Genomic DNA, 25,194 nt, shown 5'->3' with positions numbered 1-25,194 from the left:
ATACTATATATAAAGTCTGTGTTTTTATGTTTTTTTTCTCTGATATGTGAGAATGTTATAATAGAAATCATTGTTATATATTCTGTTTTAGGGAATAATATAGAATTGGATTCTCCTTATTGAGATATATTTTATTTTAATGTAATTTTAATTTTTCATTTATTATTTCTTATTGTTGATTATGATTTAATGTAATTGAATTTTGATTACGAAATATTTGTAGATTAGCAACTTTAATAATGGATATGAAAAATAAAACTCTACCTATTTTGTTTGCGGTTTTCTCTGTTTTTCCTGCTTTTATGTTCGGACAGGATAATGAAAGATTGCTTAAGGATTATATTTCTCAAAATAAAACGAGAGAATATAAAAAATCTGATTTAAATAATATTATTATTGATAATGTAGATCCGTCAAAGTCTTTGAATGGAAATGTCGTAAAATTTTTACAAACCTATAATGGACTTCCAATATATAGTTCTGTGGGAACTGCACTTATTCGGGATAATAAGATTGTTTATTATACGGATAATTTTGTAAAAGATTATAAGGAGTCTGCTTCAGGTAGTGCTTCTGTTACTGCAAAAGATGCTTTACAGAGAATTGCTGACCATTTAGGGAAGGATGAGGTGAAGTCTTATTATATTCTTGGATATTCAGACACTGATCCTGAAAAGGGATATGCGGCAAAGCAGAGGTTAGTATATGCTGAAGATAAAGGAAGTTTGAAACTGGCTTATCAATTCTCATTTCAGGATCCAAAATCCCCAAGTTACTGGGATATTCTTATAAACGCGAAAACCGGGGAAATTATTAGTGAATCTGATCTCAATCTTTCCTGTAATTTCAGACACGATGCCTTTTCACATGATGAATCAACACTTGCGCACAATGGTTTTATAGGACCTGTGCAGATGAGTGCTCAGCCGGCTTTATTGGCACCGGATATGGCAACTTATAATGTGTTTCCATTGCCTATAGAATCTGCAACATTTGGTTCCAGGTCAATAGTGACAAATCCATGGCTGCCTACTGCTTCTCCGGAAGGATGGCATTCTGATGGAACAAATCATTATACATATACACGAGGAAATAATGTGTTTGCCTACGATGATAAGGCTAATACTAATGCTCCCGGTACTTATGCAGATGGAGGGGCAAGTAGAAATTTTGATTTTCCATTCAATATTAATGGTACTCCGGCCAACAATTTAAATGCTGCTATTACCAATTTATTTTATATTAATAACAAGGTACATGACATCTTTTACAAGTTTGGATTTACCGAAACCTCAAAGAATTTTCAACAAAATAATTTTGGATTGGGAGGTTTAGGAAATGACTATGTAAATGCTGAAGCGCAAGATGGTGGAGGTACAGACAATGCGAACTTTGCAAGCCCTGCAGATGGTAGTAAACCAAGAATGCAAATGTATTTATGGAGCGCGATAAACCAAAAATTCTATTATAATGCACCAAGTGTGGCTGTTCCAAGAGCTCCTTTAGTGGGAACGGCGGATTTTGGTAGTCCTTTGAATGCTAATGGGGTTACAGGTAGTGTAATGTTATCTGCGGTTTCTGACGGATGTACAGCTTTACCTGCAGGATCGCTTACGGAGAAAATTGGACTGGTGGAAAGAGGGACGTGCTCATTTGTGGTTAAAACTAAAAATCTTCAGGATGCGGGGGCTATCGCTACTATTATTTATAATAACGATGCTAATGGTAATTCATTGAGTAATATGACTGGAGTTGATGCAACGGTTACTATTCCTACTGTGCTGATTGCAAAATCTGAAGGTGATTATATTAAAGGCTTACTTGCTGCAAATACACCAGTAAATGTGACTTTAAAAAATGATCCCGCTACCAGCATGACTCCAGATGGAAGTTGTGATAATGGTATTATTACTCATGAGTATGGACATGGTATATCTAACAGGCTGACCGGAACAGGATCGAACTGTTTAAATGCGAGTGTTAGTATGGAACAGATGGGAGAAGGTTGGTCTGATTTCTTTGCTCTTATGGTAACGAACAAGCCAGGAGATAATGCTTCTGTGGCCAGAGGTATGGGTACTTACGTAATAGGACAGCCTACAACAGGTTTAGGAATCAGACCTGCTAAATATTCTCCTGATTTTACAATCAATAGCTACACTTATGGAAACACAAATGGAATGGTATATACCAATGCAAGTGGTGGTTTGTCTCTTGATGTTCACTCTATAGGGTTTGTATGGGCAACTATGTTATGGGATCTTCATTGGAAATATGTTGAAAAATACGGATACTCTTCTGATGTATTGTCTGGTACGCCTAATGGAAGTACTAAAGTATTGCAACTGGTTACGGATGCTTTGAAGCTGCAGGGTTGTAATCCAAGTTTTGTTGATGGAAGAAATGCTATTTTAGCTGCAGAAATGGCAACTACAAACGGACAGGATAAATGTATGATCTGGAAGGTTTTTGCAAAGAGAGGGCTGGGGGTAAATGCTTCGGCAGGTCTTAAAAATAATATCTATGATCAGGTTGAGAGCTTTGACTTACCGTCAGAATGTGCTTCATTATCAACTGATGAGGTGAAGTCAATTAAAGAAAATAAAATTTCTGTTTATCCTAATCCGGCTAGAGATGAGTTCTTTATCAGTTTCCCGGTTAATACCATTGGAAAAGTAAGTGTAGAGATTTATGATATGTCAGGTAAGATGGTTTCTTCAGAAGATAAAATTTCACCTGATGCTAAGAAAGCAATTTCTACAAGCCGTTTGGTAGATGGTACTTATATGGTAAAGGTGAAAGGGTTGGGCTTTGAAGCAACATCAAAAGTGATGGTAAGAAAATAATTTGAAAAGATTATTGAATAATAATAAGTAAAAGAAGCTGTCTCCAAAAGGGATAGCTTCTTTGTTTTATATTGATTTTTCTTGTTAGGATATGCATTAATCTATACTATTCTACAATAATATTCAATGCATTAGATTGTGGGCTTATCCTGTTTTTTGTGCGCAAAACTTCCTCCGGGCCAAGCATTTCCTCTCGGAAAGCTTCTTCATAAGGATAAATTTTATAATCGAAATGGCTTTTAGGTATGCTAAAAGTGCCTTTTTCTTTAGCCGTCATTTTTATATAAAAAATCAGGTTTTTTATATAAGATGTACCATCTAGTGTGGCCATCTGCTTGCCTGCATCGTTTACATTCCAGTGATAAGTTGCTACCTTAAAATTGGCGTCTATGTATTTTTTGAAACCCACAATGCCTACTTCATAATCTACATTTCCTGCATCAATCACTTCAAATAAAGCCTCGGGTGCGCCTTTTTTAACCAGATCTGCCGGAGTAAATTTAGAGATCTGAGAGAATTTAGAATATTCATACAGGGAGAGCTTAATCGTGTCATTCACATGGTAACGGCTTTTATCGGTTTCCAATACCAGTCTTACTGCATTATTGTCTACATCTTGTTTTTTCACAACCTCAATGGTTGCCGCTTTGCTTTTGTAGGTTTTTCCATTTATTTTTGCTTCTACAACGGGGAGATCTGATTTGCCCAACGCTCCCGCTTCAAAAAAGATATCATAGAAATAATATTCCCCATCCGATTTCATTTCTTTTTCGATTTTTGAACCATCTAGTTTTGTATCTGTCTTTGAGGAAGCAGAGAGGACTTTGATGCTTCCGTTATCCGGTTTGCTCCTAAAGAACAATTTTAGGGTTACTGATTTGTTCTGTTCTACTTTAGGTTGAAATACCAGCCATATTCTTTCCTCATCCTGAGTCTGTGGTGATCCGCTGCAAGACAGCAGGCTGAATAAGAAAAATAAACATAAAAATTTAATTGTGATATTCTTCATTTTTTCGGTGATTAAAAAAAATTATATAATGCTTTGTGATCTTCATTTCGAGATTAAGTGTACCTAAGATATTAAAAGCAAGTGAATAAGAAATCATGAAAACTCAGAAATAAAGAAAAACGTCGGCTTCTGTAAAGGTTTTTTAAAGTAAATATTCCAATTTTAGAGTCTTCTCTTTAGCCATTTTTATAGGTTTAGTTTTATGCTTGTTGTTGTTTGAGGTGCTTTAAGCATCTTATGATAAGGGAAAGGGGGAGGTTATCTCTAAAAGTGAGATGAGCTTTTTAGAACAAAAGAAAGATAATTTTATTGTCAGGTAGTTGTAAATGAAATCGATATTTATGAAAAAATAATAATTTTTATAAATAAGATGGGGGCTCAGATCAGAAAGTTATTTTTTTTATTCATTATTTATTAATATTGATCTTTTTATATAAAATATTTGTAGATTCGCGTCTTTAATAATAGATATGAAAAATAAAACTCTACCTATTTTGTTTGCGGTATTTTCTGTTTTTCCGGTTATTGCATTCGGACAAGACAATGAAAAGCTTATTAAAGATTATATTTCTCAAAATAAAATAAGAGAATATAAAAAATATGATCTCAATAATTTTATTATAGATAATGTAGATGCTTCAAAATCTTTAAATGGGAATGTTGTGAAATTTATACAGACTTATAAAGGCTTGCCAATATATAATTCTGTGGGGACAGCACTTATTAAAGATAATAAAGTAGTTTATTATACAGATAATTTTGTGAAAGATTATACTATATCTGTAATTGGTAATGCCACTGTCAGCAAAACCGCTGCGCTTCATACCATTGCAGAAGATTTGAAGAAAAATAATGTGAAAGACTTCCTTATTCATGATTTTTCCGGAGAATCTGCTGACAGCAAAAAAGTTGCAAAACAAAGACTTGTATATGTAGATCATAAAGGGAGTTTGAAACTTGCTTATGAATATCTGTTAAGAGAACCAAAATCACCAAGCTATTGGAACTATCTAATAGATACAAATACCGGTGAAATCATTGAAAAAACAGACTTGAATTTATCTTGTAGTTTTCATCCAGGTGCTTATTCTCATAGCCATGAAGAGATGGATTTTATCCAAAATAAGCAGGAGGGACCGCAAAATAATATGGCTCAATTTACCCCTTTCCTGGCACCTGATAATGCCAGTTATAATGTTTTTCCTTTACCAGTAGAAGCCCCTACATTCGGTTCAAGGCAATTAATCTCTAATCCATGGAATTTAGTAGCTTCACCAGAAGGATGGCATTCCGATGGAGATATTCATTATACTATTACAAGGGGGAATAATGTATATGCTTATGAAGATACAGGAGATGTAGACGCTGGTCTTTCTCCTGATGGTGGAACGACCAGAAATTTTGATTTTCCATTCAGTATCAACGGAACACCTGCTGCTAATCAAAATGCGTCTATTACTAATCTGTTTTATTTGAATAATAAAATTCATGATGTATTTTATAAGTTTGGATTTACAGAATCAGCGAGAAACTTTCAGAAAAATAATTTTGGATTGGGTGGGCTCGGTGATGATTATGTAGAAGCGGAAGGTCAAGATGGAGGTGGACTTAATAATGCCAATTTCGGCACCCCTCCGGATGGAAATAATCCGTACATGCAGATGTATTTATGGTCACCCGTAAATCAGATGTTCTTTTACAATGCTCCGGGAGCTGCTGTTGTACGTACACCTATTAATGGAACTGCTGAATTTGGTCCTGCATTAACAGCTACCGGCGTGACAGCCAACGTGCAGTTGTCATCAAATATATATGCCTGTACAGCGTTACCAGCTGGATCACTTGCAGGGAAAATAGGACTTATTGAAAGAGGAGGAGGCACAAATTGTGGTTTTGCTGTAAAAGCAAAAAATGCCCAGGATGCCGGAGCTATTGGTGTTGTAATATATAATAATGCAGCTGCTACCAGTTTTCCGTGGGGAATGGGTGGGACGGATCCTTCTATTACAATTCCTACAGTTTCCATCGAAAACTCAGAAGGAGAGTATATAAAAACTCAACTTGCTGCTAATACAACAGTGAACATTACCCTTAAAAATGATCCGGCTACCAGTATTACTCCGGACGGAAGTTTTGATAATGGAATTGTAACCCATGAATACGGACATGGAATATCAAACCGATTAACGGGTACAGGTTCTGGATGTTTGTCTACCTCTGCAAGTAGAGAGCAGATGGGAGAGGGCTGGTCTGATTTCTTTGCTTTGATGTTGACCAATAAGCCTGGTGATAATGCTTCGGTGGCAAGAGGTATGGGAACTTACGCAGGAGGAGAGCCAATAACAGGAGGCGGTATCAGACCTGCTAAATATTCCCCTAATTTTTCAGTGAATGCTTTTACGTATGGAACTACCAATCAAATGCAAGTTACCAATACCAATGGGAGTGTATCTACAGATTCTCATTCTATTGGTTTTGTTTGGGCTACTATGTTGTGGGATTTGCATTGGAAGTATGTTGAAAAATATGGATATTCATCAGATGTAATGTCAACGACTCCTAATGGAAGTACAAAAGTACTGCAACTAGTGGTGGATGCCTTGAAGCTTCAGGCATGTAACCCTAGCTTTATTGATGGAAGAGATGCGATATTGTCTGCAGATATGGCAACAACAAACGGTCAGGATAGATGTATGATCTGGAAAGTCTTCGCAAAAAGAGGGCTTGGAGTAGGAGCTTCCGCAGGCGTGAAGAGTGTGGGTACGGATCAGGTAGAGAATTTTAATATACCTGAAGACTGTGCTTCACTGGGAACTGATGAAGTAACTTCAATTAAAGATAATAAAATTTCTATTTATCCAAATCCTGCAAAAGATGAGTTTTATATTAATTTCCCAAGCAAAACTCTTGGAAAAGTAAGTGTAGAATTATATGATATGTCTGGTAAATTGGTTTCTTCAGAAGATAAAATTTCACCTGAAAATAAAAAGTCAATTTCTACAAGCCGTCTGGTAAGCGGTACTTATATTGTGAAAGTGAAAGGACTTGGTTTTGAAGCTAATTCTAAAGTGATTGTGAAAAAATAACTAACTATATAATCAATTGGAGAGATCGCCGCAAGCAAAGCTTGCGGCGATCTTATTTATCTATCATAACAACACTCCAAGGTATTTTAATTTATATGTTGTACCTTTGCAGGCTGTTAAAAAAATTATGAAGAAGAAAAATATACTAAAAGGTGTTTTATTTGTAGGGATTGGTGCTAGTATATACGGAATGTTGGCCACTTTTGTGAAAATGGCCTATCATGATGGTTTTACAACGTCTGAAGTGACGACCTCCCAATTTGTATTAGGTTTAATAGGGCTTTTGATCCTGAATCTTATTCAAACGTTAACCTCGAAAAAGAAATTATCAATGCCAAGCTCCAAAGAGGTCAGAATGCTGATGCTTGCCGGAACGTCATTGGGAGGAACAAGTTTGTTTTATTATATAGCAGTGCAGTATATCAACGTTTCTATTGCGATTGTATTGCTGATGCAGTCTGTTTGGTTCAGTGTAGTAGTGGAAAGTATTATCACCAAAAAGCTTCCTAATGCAAGGAAAATTGTTGCTGTAATTATTGTATTACTGGGAACGGTTTTAGCGACCAACCTTATTAATATGGAAATCGAACTGGATTGGCATGGAATCTTCTGGGGATTGATGGCCGCAGCTTCATATACATTAACGATGTTTACTTCCAATACTTTGGCGACGCATTTACCTGTTTTCAGAAAGAGTATTATTATGTTGGCAGGAGGTTCTATTGTTGTTTTTGCCTTTCTGTTCTTCGCACAGATAGGACCCATGTATTTTGATGGATTAAAAGCTTTTTATCTGAATTTTACAGAAAATACAGAGCATATCCACTCTTTCAATTATTCAATATTTTTAACATACGGTTTTGTATTGGCTTTATTCGGAACCATCATTCCACCCATTCTGTTCAATATCGGTTTCCCGAATGCAGGATTAGGATTAGGAAGTATTGTTTCTTCACTGGAACTCCCGGTTTCCGTAACCATGGCCTTTGTTCTATTGGGTGAACAAGTATTTTTAATACAATGGGTAGGAATTATATTGATTCTTTTTGCCATTGTTTTAATGAATCTTCCTTCCAAAAAAGAAAAAGAAGTTTCTATGGCAGAAGTCTCTTAAAAAATAATATTTAACTAAAAATAACAGTTGAAAACCGTTCCTTTTGGAGCGGTTTTTTTAATTTTAAAAACTTAAAGTAAAATATAATGAGATATTTCAGAAATATAGCGACTGCAATAGTATTAGTAACCGGATCAGGAATCCTGTTTTCACAAATAAAACCGTTGGATGCCATGCTATCTGAGTATCAATATCCTTATGAGGTACATTTTAAGGACTTAAAATCTCAGGATAACAATCTGAAGATGGCTTATATGGATGTAAAACCTCAAAAGGGCAATGGGAAAACCATTCTTCTTCTCCATGGTAAAAACTTTAACGGAGCCTATTGGGAAAGAACTGCAAAAGATCTTTCGGAAAAAGGATTCAGAGTGATTATTCCGGATCAGATCGGGTTTGGAAAGTCTTCAAAACCGCATAGCTATCAGTTTTCCTTTTCGCAACTGGCAGAAAATACAAAAGCTGTTTTGGATGAATTAGGAATTGATAAAACCATTGTTCTGGGACATTCAATGGGGGGGATGGTAGCTACAAGGTTTACGTTGCTTTATCCTGAAAAAGTTCAGAAGCTGATCCTTGAAAATCCTATCGGACTTGAAGATTATAAAACGTTTGCTGCCTACCAGAATATAGATCAGGCTTATCAATCGGAGCTTAAAAATACAGCGGAAACTTATAAAAATTATCAGTTAAAGTTCTATTATGATAATAAATGGAAGGCGGAATATCAACCTTGGCTTGACCTTGTTGCCGGATGGACATTACATAAAGACTATCCACAGGTAGCGTGGGATGCTGCACTGACCTCTGATATGATCTATAACCAGCCTATTTGTTATGAATTTAAAAATATAAAAGTTCCCACTTTACTCATCATTGGTACCAGAGACAGAACTGCAATAGGGAAAGATAGAGCTCCAAAGGAACTTCAGCCTAAAATGGGGCAGTACCAGGAACTGGGTAAGAAAACCCAGCGTGAAATTGCAGGATCTCAACTGGTGGAATTAGAAAACGTTGGTCATCTTCCGCATATTGAAGTCTATCCTAAGTTTTTTGAGGCTTTATATAACTTTATTAAATAATCTGAAGAGGGTTTTTAACGACATCATTTTTACGCAATCAGGTTGTAACAGAGAGCTCAGGCGGTTGTGTGGATTTCTATTTATCCAAAACAGGTGATAAAACAGAAATTTGTTAACTTTGGCGATATAATAAAGTCACACTGAGTTAATGAAGTCGGAGATAAGATTATCTAAAAAACAAATTCTACACAGATTAAATACGATCAAAATAAGACCTTCCGGACTTCAAGGGAGAAAGTATGGAGTGTCTGTAAAATATTTTTCCGGTAACGATGAAAAGCCCTCCAAAAGGATAGATTATACTGTAGCTGCTAATCTGAACATTGAATACGGCAAGGGAACATTAAGCATCAATAAGGAAGATATCTTGTACAATCAGCATGAACCGGATAAGATCAGTGAAATTATTTCATCAGCATTATCAGCCACCATTTACCCTGTGGAAGTAGATATTAATGAAAAAGGAACAGGTACAGGCGAGATTATCAATCACGATAAGATGCTGGAAAGATGGAAGATACAAAAATCAAAAATAGCTGATAAATACAGCAGTAAAGAACTGGATATTTTTATTGATAACTTTGAAAATAAGCTTCAAAATAAAGCCGTTATTGAACAAAGTCTGCACAATGACTGGTTCTGGAACCTGTTTTTTCATCCTAAGTTTATTGATTACGGAGATACCAGAAAAGTTAAAAGAGATCTGTATCTTTCCGTGATTCCTTATCGTGGACCGTTGAAATTTTCAGGAATACAGACTATCGATAAGTTTCCTACAGATTACCATTCCTTTGTCATAAAATTTGAAAGTTAAGAATTATTGGCTCCAAGATACTTTTATCCTGAAGGCCATGCTGATGATGGTACTCTTTATATGACCCTTAAAGTGATCTTCGATCATGATCTGTATCATCATTTTCCAATGCATACAAGAGCTTATTTTGAAGTATTCTCCAGAGATTGGTCGGGGAAGAAAGTATTCGTGAAAAAGATTCATTATACCCAATATCAGTTGGGATCAGAGGAATATAAAGGCAAAATATTAGATGAAAGCAGTCCTTTTATTACGGGTGGTCTTGTCAAAGTTCCGCCTAATAAATGGGGATTTGATAATTTCGAAAGGATCGAAAATGACTGGTAACGCTTATCGGTTCAGGAAAAAGACTTATTTTTACAAAAACACACCAAATGTCACTAAAAGAAAAAGTAGTACAGGGAGCAATCTGCCAATGTAAATTTGGCTCTGCTCCGGATAAACTGAAAGTGCTTACACAAACCAAATATTATGTGAATGATAATGCAGGCAGCAGTAAGCTTGCCGCAACTCATAAAGATATCGGAGCTACCTTTGAGAAGAATACTTTCGGTTCATGCTCCAAAAAAAATAATACCCCATGTTCAGCCGTAGTCACCCAATGGAGTGGTTATTACGAAAAAGAGCTCTACGATCCACCCGGAGGTTATATCCTGCTGCAAGACAGCAAAGCAACCTGTCCCATCGGAGGTACAGACTGTATTTCTATTATTAAATCCGGACAAATGGGAGAACCTACCAAAAAGAATCTTCAGAATTCGGATAGTGAATTGCAGTCGCATGTGAATCCTTTGATGGATATGAAGAACCTTGATAAAAAAGATCCTTACAAATTCTTAAATGCTGAATAATTATGCCGGATAATATTGAAAATACAGTCGGACTACAGTTTTGTCTATGGAAAGAAAACAATAAGGTAAACTCCGTCCCTAAAGGAAATACCTATCCATTATATTTAAATAAGCGGAATGAATTTTTTGTTGATGAAAGCTGTGTGGGAAAGAAAAGCAAAAATCCCAAACATACGGTGGAGCAGGCTAGATGGGCTTTTATTTATGACTTTTTTTATAAAAATTTAGAGAAAGCTAAACAGGAAGATATTACTGAAAACTTATGGGGCCCCTTGAGTGGAGGTAAGGAAAAGATAGCCAAATATGGACTAGGACTAAAATATAAACAAGGGAGCAGCCTTGTCTTTAATCCTCAGGCCTATAGCTATTATTTTGGATTTAAACAGAGGGTGGAACTTTTTAGTGAAAATCCAGGAACGGGTTTTTATTTTTATATTGTTCCCGTAGATAAACCTAAAATATCCTATGCCTATTTTACCAAGAGTGAAGAAGTGAAACACTATGGAGAAAGTGTTACACTACAAATTATGCTTCATGCCTATAATTTGGATGAGAAGAATAAATATAAGGCAAAGTTATATCTGTTAGAAGAAACCTCAGCAAAAGGACTTACGGAAACTGATGATTTTGAAGATAATAATCTTTGGAAAGAGCCTAAGGTGTATAATATCTCAAATAATGTGAGGGCAGATGATGATTGGAATTCTTATATCAATACTACATTCCCTATAGAAATTGAATGGAAAAAGAATCAAAATGTAAAGAAGAATTTTACGGTTATATTGGAAATCTATAGATATTGGAACGAGCCAGGTATGATTTATGGAACCAATTCCAAGGAAGAAAGGGTAAATTATAAAAATTATGCAGATGATCCTACAAGTGATCTTATAGAATACGATCCCAAGGTATTGGGCTTGAAGGATATCGATGATAAAAATTCGATTTCCAGTAGATTCATTGTGTCTGAAGAATTGATGGATCATTATCTTACTCGTATTGAACAGGAGAAAAATAATATGATTCAATATATTGGGGATATTGAGTACAATCAAAGGGAGTTTGATCCATGCGGATATTCAAAGATTACGGTAAAAGATGAGGATGATAAAGATAGAGAAACTTTTGTCATATTTGATGAAACGGCAACCGTAGGTCCGATAGATAAAAGTAAGGAAAGTTTTAATATTATAACCGGAGATAGCCGGAAGAATATTTCCATTACTTTAGACAAACTTACTACTCAAGATACCTTTTGTCAAGGATTATTGCTGGATGAAGGGCAAAAACATTCTGAGAAGAAGAATGTCTTCCAAGTAGACAAAGTTTATGCTGCCTTAAAAAATGGAGCTACACATGTAAGACAGGCAGATACTACCCATCATGAACAGCAGAGAAGTGCAGGAGTTGCAACAACCAAAGAAAATGAAAGTGATACAGATGTTTTAAAAACAAATAATGCATATCAGGTAGCTGTAGCTCAGCAATGGAAAGAAGGAGTTGACTATAAGATTGACAGCAATGAGAAGATTACCTTGATGTTGAGGTATATGTATAATAAGACTGCTTTTGAAAGTTTTCAAAACCCTGATAATACAAGAGCAAATAATGCAATAAATTTATTATGGATTTTCAGATACTTTTGGTTTACGGATAAAACTGCCCAAGTTTATTTTTTACCTGTATCTACTTGCAGATATCCCAATCAATTGGTTAAGATAAATGTTTGGCCGGATATTGAATGGGAAGTTTCATTCATTATTTCAACCAATGAATCTCATACTTTGAGTTTCGGAAAAAAGGAGGATTTAACTAGTTATCCTGCAGGACAAGGATTGAGATTCTCAGATAAGTTTAAGTTCAAGAGTGAATATAAAGGATTTAGCTTTTCTACAGATATTTCTGTAAAGGTGAATGGTGATGTTCACAAATTTGGAATGGAAAAGATTGAAAATATCATAAAAAAACTTGCTGATTTGAAGTCGTTTTTAGATAAATTTAATCCTGAAAATTCAGCAAATGCTAGTACTGGAGGCTTTAAGGAATATTTTAGCTTTAAGCTTGTCTCTCCAAATGTGGTATTGGCTTTTAAATGGAACCTAGGGAGTGTTGTTGAAAAGGAAAATAACCATAAAGTTGTAACAATGCTTAACGGAGCTTTCAAATTGGCTCCTCTTATCGGAATAAACTTTGAAGTGGATTTATTTGTTATTACAGATAGTATCAAAGTGTATGGTATTGGTGATATTACAAAATTTATCAGAAAAGCTATTGAATGGGTGACTGAAACAGACATATATTTGCTGGCTTATGTAAATATTGAATTGAATGGAGAATTCACTATAGTATATAATTCAATCAATGGTATTGATGATAAGAAATCTAACAAGAAGGCTATTTTAAGTATTCCATTCGGTGTTAAAGGAGGTATAAAAAGTAATGAGGAAAACGTCATCATACTGCCTACAGGTGAGAAAAAAGAAAGATTCGAAGCAGAAATCTCCATCAACTCAGGAATTGAGATTGTAGAAGAATTAGGAACCGATAATACTGGCCCTTATAAAAAGAATAGCTATGTTTTCAAAGGTTTGAACGTAAAGGTTGTTATAGTGGAAAATGTCTTCAGTAGAAATAGAATCTCAGTAATACCAAAGATTGACGAAACTTTTGAGGTAATGAAAGAGGACAAGATCGGTCCTGAAAGTATTGAATATTTAAATAATAAAAAAGATGAGAAATAAAAATAAGTATATTGCTATCCTTCTTCTGAATCTAAATCTAATAATGATTTCTTGCCAATCCAAATCAGAAAAGGTTGATTTGAACATTGTACAGGAATCTTATGTAAATCTTGCAAACGGTAAACAAGCTAATCAATTAAGATACCGAGATTATGTTGATCATCTGCACAGTCGAATCGTTTTGCAAGGAAATCAAATCCAAGAGAAATGGCAGCCTTTTAAAAATAATGGTAAGCTGGATTACATGGATGTTTATTTCAACAAAGAGAAAATCATTGGATTTAAAGGATATTTTGCTGATTCAAAGAATAATTCTGATGAGATATATAAAGATATTCTTAAGAAAATCTCAAGTGATAAGCAGTATCAGGAAATTGAATTAAAGAATGAAGATTCCAATATTGTAAGGAATGAATGGGAATCAAAGGAAATGATAGTAGGTGTCAAATATGAAAAAGTAAATAAAAGTATTGCTTTAATTGCTGTTAACAAAAATGAACTCCCTTATTTCTTTGATAAAATTTTTTATAGTGAGTTTTTAGATTTAACGAAATTCAGAAATAAGAATTCAGCTATTCATTTGAAGGAATTGCAAGTTCAACCGTCAAGCAACGATAAAAGCTTTTATAAAGATAAGTTCAATGAACTAAAAGGTGAGTACAATAAAAAAACAAAGTAAGAATGAACCAACCTATCTATAAAGTTGAAGTGAAAGCCTTTCTATGTTCAATAGAAATTGAAGTTAACGGCATACCTTGCTTTTCATACTTTAATGAGCCTCAAATTGCCACGGATATTCCAATTAATAATTTATTGTTTTCTTCCGGTGAACAAGACCTTAAATTTAAGATTTCACCGCTTTTCAATAATAAGGACTTCCATAAAGATGCTCAAATTGAATTGAATATTTTTGTAAAAGAAGCAAATGATTTTTATTTGAAGAAACAGGTAATACATTCTTTTGTACTTGATGAATCCCTTGAGAATAAACCCTTTTATGAAAACATTCTAAACTTTGATGCCAGTTTTCCATACCATCTGGATGTCAGTAAAATAAAGTATGATTTTTCCAGAGAAGAGCAAGATGAGTTGTTTTCTGAAGTATATCAGCAATATGAAATGTTGGCGAGCTATATTAAAGATGATGATTTGAAACAATATAATCAGTTTACGACAATTCGATTTGATGACTTTGTTAAGGCTCATTATTTAGAGAAAGATAGAAGACAGTATTTTTTGAATAAGGCGCTTTTTTCATATAAGGACTATGAACTGTCGTTGGTTCCAAAAGAAGAATATACTTTGAAATATTGCTTTAATAATAGATTAGTTTATCTGGAAAAATTGAATAATGCTCCTGGATTGGTATTGGAGGACAAAAATTCAAAAGAAGAAGGACTGCATTTTATAGAAAGTGCAATATTTTTTAGGAATAACCAAGGTCACTTAGAATTATTCAGATAAGGATAGTTTTCAAACTAATATATTTTGACAACTAAATCACAGCATATTTTAAGCTTTATGGCAAGAAACTTCTTGCTGTTCTTCCAGATATATGCAATTGTATATGTTTTTATAAACTCTTATATCGATGTATGGTTTACCTTGAATAAGGAAACCTTCTTTGAATTTGAGAAGGTGGTTGTCATCAATTTTTTTCAAGCAGAAGCGTTATTTCTATATATTCTCTATCATAAAATTAGGAACAAGAACTATGATGAGTTAAAAACCATGTATTTGAACTATCAGAAAGATATGGAGAGTCAAGGCTTCAACAAGCGTAAAGCAGCCATGGGAATGCTGGTGGCAATCCTCATTTTTGTAACTCTTTTTGGTGTTGTGATATTCAAATCTCCGCTTGGGGGTGTTATAGAGGTTGTGATAGGACTTAACCAGATCCTTTTGACTAATATGGAGATATTGATACCGTGCTTGTTATTAGCAGTCTTTCTTTATCTTCAACTGAAATCTGAAATCAAGGATTCTTCTTTTAACAATGCTATTGTTAGATTAGGAGGCATAATATATAGTTTTAAGATTTCAATATTCATATTCATTGTTCTATTTGTGATAAGGATTCTTTTCTCAGGGAGGGCAGAGGATTCCTTTGCCCCAGCAGGATTGTTAGCCATTAATATTGCTTTTTTGATTACAATTATTAAGCAAAAGTCATTTAATGCAATCAATAGTAAATCATGAAAAGGTTCTATTCTCCAATAATTAGCTATTATGATGCTTTCAATAGATCTTATAATTTGTATGCTGATTATAGCAGTAACAGCAAAGAATGGTCAAGTGAAGTAACCATTTATTATGATAAAGAAATTCCTTCAAAAGCTATTCGGGGTGGACTTTGGTATTTATGGTTTTCACCATTTATCGTATTATGTCTGTCTTTGATTCCATTAGTGTTGGGATTATACCTGCTTAAATATAATATCAGATTGATGATGGGTGAAAAACAATAATAATTTACTTTTTAACATGAGCGAAAATAAGAGTTCTAACTTTTTAATTGATTTGAATAATGTTGAAAGATCTGAAAAAGGAATATGGAAGTAAATAGTACAAAAAATCAATACAAAACAGAGAAAAAAAGAGATAGTCGTTTAGTCGCTATTCTCGCTACTGTATTTACACTTTTATTCCTGGCAATGGGGGTTGGGGGAGTCTATTACAATGGTAGCAAATTGTACAGGCATATCAATTTAGTATTTGGTGGAGTCAAAACGGAAGCAAGGATTACAGGATATAAAGAAAGCTGGTCGAAGGATGGTGACGAGATTAATTATACCAAAATGTATTCTCCGGTTATCACTTATTATGATTCTTCCAATCATTCGTATATCCTTCATGCAGATTATAGCAGTAATAGCAAAGAATGGTCCAATGATGTAACCGTGTATTTTGATAAAAAAGATCCTTTCAACGCTATTCGTGGAGGATTTTGGCATCTTTGGTTCTGGCCATTTCTATTCCTGTGTCTTTACATGATCCCACTAGTAATTGGATTGTTTGTTATAATATATTACATGGGAACATTAAAAAAGAAAAAACCGTTTATAACTTAAACGGTTTTTTCTTTTGGTTTGAATGCCAGTAAAGTGATTACTCCAATTCCTGAAAAAATAAGGCATGAAATTCCCAGATGTTGAATGAATCCTATACTTACCAATCCGCTTCCTATCAGTACATAATAAATAAGCCCCAGCAATGCTCCTGCACTTCCGGTTTCATTTTTATAATTGATCAGTGCGGTACTCAGAATATTTGGAATAGCAATACTGAAGGCCATTACAATAAAGAAGTACGGAATCAGGAAATAAATACCATGATCAATCAGGAGCCATACAAAAACGGAAGCTATGAATGATCCTATTACACTTGATGTTACTAAAATCTTAGGAGTCCTATTTTTCAGAAGTAAAAATCTGTTAAGCTTAGCTCCAACAAATGTTCCTGCTGCTAATACAATGCTGCTGTATCCAAAAACATACGATGAATACTGCTGTTCTTTGAAAATAAAAGGAGCCAATGAATAATATGAAAACAACAAGACATTAAAACTCATAATCAATAGGCAGCATCTGATGATTTTCCGGTCTCCAAGCATCCGTCGTAATAAATCAAATAACATTTTAAAACTGATTACCCTTTCGGAATGATGGGTTTCAGAAACGTTTTTTCTGGAAAGAATGTAAAATACAATTGCCGTCAGGCATAAAGTGATAAAAACTCCCTGATGACCTGTTGAAGAAGCAAGAACTGAACCTGTGGTCATTCCAATTACCGGACTGATGGATAAGCCAATCCCAATCCATGAAAATACTTTGCTGATATGGTCTTTGTCATAAGTATCCCGCAAGATGGTCTGAGTAACGATGGACCCGACAGCAATACCAAAAGCGGAAGTAATTCTGGCAGCCAGTAAAAGGGTAAAAGTGGGCGCGAAAATAGCGGCTAAAGTTCCAACTCCATAAGTGAGTAGCCCATATTCCAACGACTTTTTTCTTCCAATTCTATCACATTGTACACCCCAAAATGCAACTCCCAAAGCAAAAGCAATAAAATAAAGGCTTATCGTTAAGGTAGCAGATTCTTCATTCACCCTAAATTTCTCCTGAACCATTGGTAATACAGGACTGTAAATTGTTTCCACAAACTGGGGAAGCATTACCAGAAGTGTCAATAGCCATAGAGGATTTGTCTTTTTCATTTTTTTTCTGCAAAGTTTTGAAAAAATCACTGTATATTTATAATGATATAAAAACAAAAAATATCGAAAATAGGACATGGCGATATTGAAACAAAATGAAGAATTTGATGCAGATGCTCTAAAAGAAAAAGTGATTGGAATAGCATCCGATATGGTCATGCACGATTCCGGATTTCACGACCACAAAACCAAAGCACAGCTGTTGTATGCGCCTTCAGGATGTATGACCGTAACGACTTCTGACAGGCAGTTTGTATTACCACCATTCAGGATGCTGTGGATACCAGCATGTGAAGTTCATAGGGTGAATTTCCGGAATATTGTAGCCTATAGATCTATTTATTTTGATAACGAATATGCTGAAAAGTATATGAATTCCAGTCTCAGAGTTTTGCATGTAAACTCTTTATTAAAAGAAATTATTGAAAGAATCTGTTTCTGGGAATGGAGCTCGCTGAAGGTTGACCAAAAGAATGTTTTAAACGTATTTTGGGATGAAATAGCAAAAGCTCCTGAAGAAAAACTGGAACTTAAAATGCCTGTTGACAGACGTCTTAAGAGAATCGTAGAGGAGTGGACAATACGGACTTCCACACCACCCATGCTAAAAAAACTGGCAGAAGAAACCGGAGCTGTTGAAAAGACTATTACCCGTATTTTTAAAAAGGAAACCAGTCTTTCTTACCAGGAATGGAGACAGCAGTGGCGACTTCAACGGTCTATTGAACTTTTGGTAGATGGAAATACAATAGGAGAGGTATCTCATATTTTAGATTTCTCTTCAGACAGTGCTTTTATTGAATTTTTTAAAAAGCATACTGGTTCTACACCCCTACAATATCTAATAAAAAACGAGTAAATCTATTATTTATCCATAACATTCCAGTTGAATACGGAATCATTCCCTTCCTCTGGAGGGGTGGTAAAAATTCAAAGAATTTTTAACGGGATGATCAATGCATTGTTCATCAATCTATTTCTTGTCCTATGTAAAGCCCATTGGTAATTAATTTCCATAAAATTGTATAACCAAACTAAAATAAATACCATGGATAATTATACCAATACAATAGAAGTAAAAACTACTGCAGACAAATCTTATGGTGCTTTAGCTCGTCAGATTCCACTTTGGTGGACTGAGATGTTTGAAGGTTCCTCCGCTCAAACCGGAGATGTATTCACCATAAGATTTGGAGTTAATATTCACAAAACAATGCGGGTGAAAGAATCGATACCCAATTCAAAGATAATCTGGGAGGTAGAAGACTCGCTGATTGCTCTTCCAGAGTTAAAAAATCAGACAGAATGGATTGGAACCACCATCGTTTGGGAACTAGTGCCAACGGGAGAAAATACACAAATAAAAGTTACCCACCTTGGTCTAAATCCGGATATTGAATGTTATGATATCTGCTCCAATGGTTGGGTGCAGTTTCTGGGCAGCCTAAAACTCTTCCTGGAAACTGGAAAAGGAACTCCATACAAAGAATAATAGCATATTCAGGATGTAAAGATTAGGTGTAAATATTACCTATTACTCATATTATTAACCACAGATGACACAGATTTTCACAGATGTTTGAGAATCGGAGTAAGGGGAGCTCTCCATCGACCTGGGAATTAGGAGCGTTGGGGAAATTTCAATTAATCCGTTAAAAAATTTCCACGGTCTGGGTATGACTCTAGTCTTGAATCGAAAGAGTACCAACTGGACTATACGAGTTTGGAAATTTTAGAAGTCCGTTTAAATTTTTAGCGGATAATTCCAGTCTTGAACTTTTGTATACTTTTGTTTCAAAACAAAAGTATAAAGAGATAAAAAATTCTACACAGAAATAATATCATCATTTATTACGCATTACCAATTGCCCATAAAAAAAGAAGCTGTTTACGTGTAAACAGCTTCCTTTTGCATTTATTGTTGTCTGAATTATTTCTTCTTGTAAGCAGCGTCTTTAATTCTCGCTTTTTTACCTCTAAGATCTCTGAAGTAGTAGATTCTAGCTCTTCTAACTCTACCTCTTCTGTCAACCTCAATTTTTTGAAGTGCAGGTAAGTTGATAGGGAATACTCTTTCTACACCTACATCACCAGACATTTTTCTGATGGTAAAAGTTTTTGTAGAACCAGTACCTCTTAATTGGATAACTGTCCCTTTGAAGAACTGAGTTCTAGTTTTTTGTCCTTCTTTAATTTCGTAATACACAGTAATTGTATCACCTGCTTTGAATTCAGGGAATTCTTTTTTCGCAATGTACTTGTCTTGTACGTACTTTAATAAATCCATTATTAATAAAATAAAATGTTAAAGCTAAGCAACTTACACGTTTATCGTCAGAGGTTGAATAACAGGTTGCAAATGTACAAAATAGTTTTTGAATATACCAAATATTTAATGTGGTAAAAACTATAAATTTTTCATTCCGGTTTCATCAAAAAATTAACAGATTCTTTAAGATTCCATCAGGCAGAGTTTATATGGGACTTCTACTTTTGCCCGAAATAAAAATCAGCATAATGATTTTTTTAAATTATTGATTTACAAATTAAAACTCTATATGTCATTTTAAAATTAAGCGATTATGAAACATTATTTCTTCTTTTTTTGTTTCGCGGCCCAAATGGCATTCGGACAGGTTTTGTTCCCATATCTGCAAAACCCGACTCCGAATTCCATGATCGTTAATTGGAAGACCGCTTCCGATAACGAAACAACCGTGATCTACGGGGATTCCCCAACTAATCTGAATGTAACGGTAACCGGTACTACTAATATTTTTTCAGATACAGGCTACAACAATAATTACTATTATCACACCGCAAAAATTGGTAATCTTCAACCGAATACCAAGTACTATTATAAGATAAAAACCGGAGGTAATGAATCTGCGGTATACAATTTTAGAACACTTCCTTTACCAGGACAGCCGGTAACAGCCAATGGAAAGATCCGTTTTCTGATTATGGGGGATAACCAGATCAAAGCAGAACCTAGATACGACAGTCTTACTTTGAATGCTTTTAAAAAATTAAAAGAAAAATTCGGAGCGGGTTCTGATCCATCGGATAATATTGCTCTTACTTTCATGGTAGGAGACCAGGTGGATGTGGGAACACTGGATCATTATGAGAATGTTCACTTCAAAAAGAATATTAAACTATCACCATACCTGCCTATCCAGACCACTGTAGGAAACCACGAAACCTACGGAACTCTCGGAATGAATTCTTATTATGCCCATTTTTATATTGATGAGATTAAGTATAAAGGGATTACTTCAGGAAACGAAAATTATTACGCTCAGCAGGCAGGAAATGTATTGTTTATCAGTTTAAGTTCAGAACATACCGGATCTGCTCAACAGACTTGGCTGCAACAGATTTTAAATGAAGCAAACAATGATTCTACAGTAGACTGGATCATCTCGTTAAGCCACAGACCTTATCAGGCAGAGCAATATGTAGGTGATATTTCCACATGGGTAAGAAATAATGCCGTTCCGCTTTTGGTAACATCTGATAAATACCTGATGCACGTTGGGGCACACCACCATTTATACCACAGAGGACAGTTGAAAAACACGCCGAATTACCAGATTATTTCAGGAGGAACAGCCTGGGATCAGTATTGGGGAATGTCTAATGAACAGGATTTTGATGATGTTCAGAAAACACTGACAGACTGGACTTATCAGATCGTTGAGGTAGATATTCCAACAGGCAAAGTAGATGTAGAATGTTATTCTATTGGTGGAAAATATACCAAGAAAAATAATGTACTGGTAGATTCATTCCACAGGTATAAAAATCAGCCAAAGCCGGCAAAACCTTCTGTTACAAATACCTTCTCAGGGCCAATTACATTGCCTTTAACCTTGAATGGAAGTGCCTTTTCATCATCCAATGGAGAACTTTTGAATACAACCCAGTTCTTAATTAGTAAAGCAGCAGATTTTTCTGTAATTGAAAAGGAATTCTATCGTGATTTTGAAAACTGGTTCGGAAAAGATGGAAACGGAAATCCGGATAAAGCCAAGAATTTAAATGAAGGAGTAGATATTACAAAGGTGAGTTTAGCTGCGAATGCAATCCCGAACGGAATTTATTATGTGAAAACCCGTTACAGAGACAGAAATCTGGAGTGGAGCGACTGGAGCGAGGTGAAACAGTTTGAAATTACAGGAAGTGTGGTTTCGAATCCTACCTTCACTTTAGATAAAACGGAATATTCCCAAAATGAACCTATTGTTGCTACTTTCACCGGTGGCCCTGGAAATCAGCAGGATTGGGTGGGAATCTATAAAAAAGGCCAGACACCAGGAGGATCTACAACTTCACAGACCTATGTTTACACCAATGGGCAAACAGCTGGAACGGCTACTTTCAATAATGGTTTACCTAATAAAGGTCAATATTTTGCAGGCTTTTTTGCCAATAACGGTTACACAGATATTACTGCAAGAAAAAGCTTCTATGTAGGTCCGAAAGTTCAATTACAGGCTACAGCAGATACGTATCCGGTAGGGGGAACAGTAACGATCAATTTTACAAATGCTCCAAGTCTTCAGAAAGACTGGATCGGAATTTATAAAATGGGACAGACTCCGGGAACGACAACCTCAATAAAATGGAGTTATGTAACCACAGCATCGGGAACCCTTAATTTTACAGGGCTTCCAAAAGGATATTATTATGCTCAGTACTTATTGGAAGACGGATACAATGGAATTGGAGAAAAAGTATTCTTTAAAGTAGGAGATATCGTTACCGAGTTGTGGATCAACAAGCCTGTGTATTCATTAGGTGAAAATATTACAGCTTCCTGGACGGATTCTCCGGGAATTATTAAAGACTGGTTAGGAATCTATCCTCAGAATATTCAGACACCGGATGATAATTTTGTTTCTTATACGTATTTTGATGGGGTAACACAGGGAACCAAAGCAATTACAGGAAGTGTGAACGGCGTGCCAGCCACACCTGGAAATTATTATATGGTGATGTTTACCAACGATTCTTATACGGAAGTTTCAAACAGGGTACAGTTTCAGGTAAGTTCAGGATCTTTAGGAGTAGAGGAGGCAAAAAGTACAGAGAAAAATGTAATCCTGTATCCAAACCCTACAAAACCGGGTGAGCCAACCTTCATCAAAAGTGATTATCCCATTGATAAAATTGAGCTGGTATCAGCAGCAGGAGAATTACTGTATGAATCAAAGAATATTCATAATCAGCGCTTCTCTTTAGTGAATGAAAACCTTCCAAAAGGAGTGTATTTTGTAAAAGTTCACGCAAGAAAACTATTTACTTTAAAACTGATTATTCAGTAACGACATAACATAACCATGAAGTATACAGGCTGTCAAAAAATGACAGCCTGTTTTGTGTTGTATTAAATTTCCCACAGATTTAGAATCTTACATCTCCCTATTAAGACACCTCTTAAATGAAGTTTCACTTACCTTAAAATTTCATTTTCTTAATGATTCAAATCCTCATAGACATCTGCGAAATCTATGTGTTTGCTAAAGAATTAAAATATTCCATTCTCAATAAAAACTTTAGGTGTGAGCCTTGTCAAGGTTTTAAACCTTGACAAGGCTACATCATCTGCGAAATCTGAGTGATCTGCGAGAACAAAATAAAAAAGCAGTTCCAAAAACTGAAACTGCTCTATATTCAAATGATCTGTTGATTAATCAACAACACTGTACAATTGATCTTCCTGAATGACAGTATTGCTATCACTAGACAAGTAATTATCACCGGTGTCGGCCAGGATTTTAGAATCCTGAACAAGTTTTCCGTCTGCATTATAAACCTTTAATAAAATCCATTTTCCATTACGTTCAAGCTCCTTTGCTCCATAATAGTCTTTTATTCTGATTTTTCCGCTTTGAAGAATACCTCCTTTTACAGAAGACTTGTTGGCAGGTTTACCTTTTACATATTGTACAATCTGAGCCGTGAAGCTGTAGTCATACTCTTCTTCATTTACAGGTTGGTTATAAGTATATAAAATAGTTCCTTTATTGTCATATACTGTTGCATCATAAGCGGTTTGCTTAGCGTTTAGTTTCTTTTCAAACTTCAGCTTATTCTCATCCGTATAATTTCTTGTATTTACCAGAACACCATCTTTATACTGCATTTCGGTAAGACCTTCGTGGGCAATACCATTGTAAGGCATATCATCCTTATACGTTAATGTAGATTTTAGCTTTCCATCCGGAGCATAATATTTAATCTCCTGGGTTGAGCCCTCTTTTAGGATTTTTTCTGTAGTAAGTTTTCCATCTTCATTAAATTCTTTATTAAGAACCTGTAAACCTCCTTTATAAATATCTACGGTTGAGATATGGCTGTAATCATAGGCGAACTGATAATCTTCACCATCCATAGGTTTGTAGGTATCATTCTCTTTTTCATATTGATAAGTAAGATCGGCTATTTTCTTTCCGGATTCATCATAGGTTGTTTTAGAGCCATCTTTTTTACCTCTTTTCTGCTCCTGTAGAACTTTTCCGTTTTTACCATAAATTATTCCTTCTTTGATGCTTCCGTCGCTTTTATACTTTTCGATTTTAGAAACCCTCATCGGATTATAATAATAGTCTACCTGGGTACTTTCACTATTGGATTCAGAGTTACCGCTGCCAATATATTTGCCTTTTTCACCATAGTATTTATTTTCGTATCTGCCGTCTTTACCTATAATACTTTCGGTTCTGATTCCTTTGATATCCTCATCATAAATAATTGTTTGGGTAGGAGTAGAGTTCTCATAGACTGTAAGGGTATTATAATAATACTCATTTTCCGGATCTTTATAGCTGAATGATTTTCCTGAAAAAGTACCATCAGCCTTATAAACCAGGTCTTCAATTAATTTCCCTTTAGCATCATAATTCTGAGAAGCTCCAAGCTGTTTCCCTTTAGAATAGTTCACCACACTCATTACTTTTCCTTCGGGAGTGTACCAGGTTACTTTACCATCAAAAACTTCGTTGCTTGGAGTGATATCAGAAGCCAGACCTTCCATTTGAAGTGTTCCGTTTTTATAAAAGTCTTTAATTAGAGTAAGTTTTCCTTTAGGAGACGTTTCACGGTAATACTCCATTTTTTCCTGAGTTGTCTTTTCCCAGTTTTCATCGAAATAAGTTTTTTCTTGCGCATATACGTTGATGCTGAGTACTAATGCAAGCAACGCTGACGTAAATAGTTTTTTCATGTTTTATATTAAGTTCTGATTTTAGGGTTGTGATGATTTACTTTTGTGTACCAATACGAAGAAAGTAAGAGGTAAAAGCATTGGAGAGACAGCGGCTACACTGTCAGAAATAATTTTTATACTAATATTGTGTTTATATCCGAAGATTAAAAGTGTGATGTTTTTTTGAATTTAAAACCCCAAATATAAATCAATTTTACGAGA

The 25,194-nt window shown here is 35.0% G+C and carries 20 protein-coding genes; 16 read left to right on the top strand and 4 right to left on the bottom strand.

Annotation, left to right across the window (positions count from 1 at the left end):
• Positions 1-245 precede the first annotated feature (245 nt).
• On the top strand, positions 246-2,846 hold the full coding sequence (locus EG344_RS03910) for a T9SS-dependent M36 family metallopeptidase (protein WP_228412854.1): 2,601 nt from the start codon (positions 246-248) through the stop codon (positions 2,844-2,846).
• Positions 2,847-2,952: 106 nt separating this feature from the next.
• On the opposite strand, the gene EG344_RS03905 is transcribed toward EG344_RS03910, so the two are convergent.
• Positions 2,953-3,855 (bottom strand): hypothetical protein, encoded by a 903-nt coding sequence (locus EG344_RS03905; RefSeq protein WP_123908403.1) that lies wholly within the window; start codon positions 3,853-3,855, stop codon positions 2,953-2,955.
• Positions 3,856-4,325: 470 nt separating this feature from the next.
• On the opposite strand from EG344_RS03905, the gene EG344_RS03900 reads away from it, so the two are divergent.
• From EG344_RS03900 to EG344_RS03850, 12 genes are all read left to right on the top strand, one after another.
• A complete protein-coding gene (locus tag EG344_RS03900) occupies positions 4,326-6,941 on the top strand; it encodes a T9SS-dependent M36 family metallopeptidase (RefSeq protein WP_228412853.1) in 2,616 nt (871 codons plus the stop codon).
• Positions 6,942-7,068: 127 nt separating this feature from the next.
• Positions 7,069-8,055, top strand: a complete 987-nt coding sequence (locus EG344_RS03895; protein WP_123908401.1) for an EamA family transporter — start codon at positions 7,069-7,071, stop codon at positions 8,053-8,055.
• Positions 8,056-8,141: 86 nt separating this feature from the next.
• Positions 8,142-9,137 carry an alpha/beta fold hydrolase gene (locus EG344_RS03890; RefSeq protein WP_123908400.1) on the top strand — a complete coding sequence of 332 codons (996 nt, stop codon included), beginning with the start codon at positions 8,142-8,144 and terminating at the stop codon, positions 9,135-9,137.
• A 148-nt stretch (positions 9,138-9,285) separates the two neighbouring features.
• The gene (locus EG344_RS03885; RefSeq protein WP_228412852.1) at positions 9,286-9,951 is read left to right on the top strand and encodes a hypothetical protein; all 666 of its coding nucleotides are present in this window, start codon (positions 9,286-9,288) and stop codon (positions 9,949-9,951) included.
• Between the two features lie 6 nt (positions 9,952-9,957).
• Complete coding sequence (locus tag EG344_RS24210) at positions 9,958-10,278, top strand: hypothetical protein (protein ID WP_228412851.1); 321 nt, start codon at positions 9,958-9,960, stop codon at positions 10,276-10,278.
• A gap of 47 nt (positions 10,279-10,325) precedes the next feature.
• The gene (locus EG344_RS03880) at positions 10,326-10,802 is read left to right on the top strand and encodes a DUF4280 domain-containing protein (RefSeq protein WP_123908399.1); all 477 of its coding nucleotides are present in this window, start codon (positions 10,326-10,328) and stop codon (positions 10,800-10,802) included.
• A gap of 2 nt (positions 10,803-10,804) precedes the next feature.
• Entirely contained in the window at positions 10,805-13,543 is a 2,739-nt protein-coding gene (locus tag EG344_RS03875; RefSeq protein WP_123859950.1) for a hypothetical protein, read from the top strand.
• Positions 13,533-14,222 (top strand): hypothetical protein, encoded by a 690-nt coding sequence (locus EG344_RS03870; protein WP_123859952.1) that lies wholly within the window; start codon positions 13,533-13,535, stop codon positions 14,220-14,222. Before EG344_RS03875 ends, EG344_RS03870 begins: the two co-directional genes overlap by 11 nt.
• 2 nt (positions 14,223-14,224) lie before the next feature.
• Positions 14,225-15,007 carry a hypothetical protein gene (locus tag EG344_RS03865; protein ID WP_123859954.1) on the top strand — a complete coding sequence of 261 codons (783 nt, stop codon included), beginning with the start codon at positions 14,225-14,227 and terminating at the stop codon, positions 15,005-15,007.
• A 24-nt stretch (positions 15,008-15,031) separates the two neighbouring features.
• Entirely contained in the window at positions 15,032-15,742 is a 711-nt protein-coding gene (locus EG344_RS03860) for a hypothetical protein (RefSeq protein WP_123908398.1), read from the top strand.
• Positions 15,739-16,011, top strand: coding sequence for a hypothetical protein (locus EG344_RS03855; RefSeq protein WP_123908397.1), 273 nt, complete (start codon positions 15,739-15,741; stop codon positions 16,009-16,011). Before EG344_RS03860 ends, EG344_RS03855 begins: the two co-directional genes overlap by 4 nt.
• An 84-nt stretch (positions 16,012-16,095) precedes the next feature.
• Positions 16,096-16,614, top strand: a complete 519-nt coding sequence (locus tag EG344_RS03850) for a DUF3592 domain-containing protein (protein WP_123908396.1) — start codon at positions 16,096-16,098, stop codon at positions 16,612-16,614.
• Here EG344_RS03850 and EG344_RS03845 read toward each other — a convergent pair.
• A complete protein-coding gene (locus EG344_RS03845; protein ID WP_123908395.1) occupies positions 16,611-17,759 on the bottom strand; it encodes an MFS transporter in 1,149 nt (382 codons plus the stop codon). The genes EG344_RS03850 and EG344_RS03845 overlap by 4 nt on opposite strands.
• Before the next feature lie 76 nt (positions 17,760-17,835).
• Between EG344_RS03845 and EG344_RS03840 the strand changes: the two genes are divergently transcribed.
• Positions 17,836-18,618, top strand: coding sequence for an AraC family transcriptional regulator (locus EG344_RS03840; RefSeq protein WP_123908394.1), 783 nt, complete (start codon positions 17,836-17,838; stop codon positions 18,616-18,618).
• Between the two features lie 189 nt (positions 18,619-18,807).
• Positions 18,808-19,251, top strand: coding sequence for an SRPBCC family protein (locus EG344_RS03835; RefSeq protein ID WP_123908393.1), 444 nt, complete (start codon positions 18,808-18,810; stop codon positions 19,249-19,251).
• 438 nt (positions 19,252-19,689) lie between these two features.
• Here EG344_RS03835 and rplS read toward each other — a convergent pair whose 3' ends face one another.
• Positions 19,690-20,046 (bottom strand): 50S ribosomal protein L19, encoded by a 357-nt coding sequence (gene rplS / locus EG344_RS03830; RefSeq protein WP_068942389.1) that lies wholly within the window; start codon positions 20,044-20,046, stop codon positions 19,690-19,692.
• Between the two features lie 295 nt (positions 20,047-20,341).
• Between rplS and EG344_RS03825 the strand changes: the two genes are divergently transcribed.
• Positions 20,342-23,089 (top strand): fibronectin type III domain-containing protein, encoded by a 2,748-nt coding sequence (locus EG344_RS03825; protein ID WP_123908392.1) that lies wholly within the window; start codon positions 20,342-20,344, stop codon positions 23,087-23,089.
• A 365-nt stretch (positions 23,090-23,454) separates the two neighbouring features.
• Here the strand turns inward: EG344_RS03825 and EG344_RS03820 are convergent, their stop codons facing one another.
• Positions 23,455-24,990, bottom strand: coding sequence for a membrane-binding protein (locus EG344_RS03820; protein WP_123908391.1), 1,536 nt, complete (start codon positions 24,988-24,990; stop codon positions 23,455-23,457).
• Positions 24,991-25,194: the final 204 nt, after the last annotated feature.

It is taken from the genome of Chryseobacterium sp. G0162, from assembly GCF_003815715.1.
In the GTDB taxonomy this organism is placed as follows: Bacteria; Bacteroidota; Bacteroidia; order Flavobacteriales; family Weeksellaceae; genus Chryseobacterium.
This window is presented reverse-complemented; position numbering and strand designations above follow the sequence as displayed.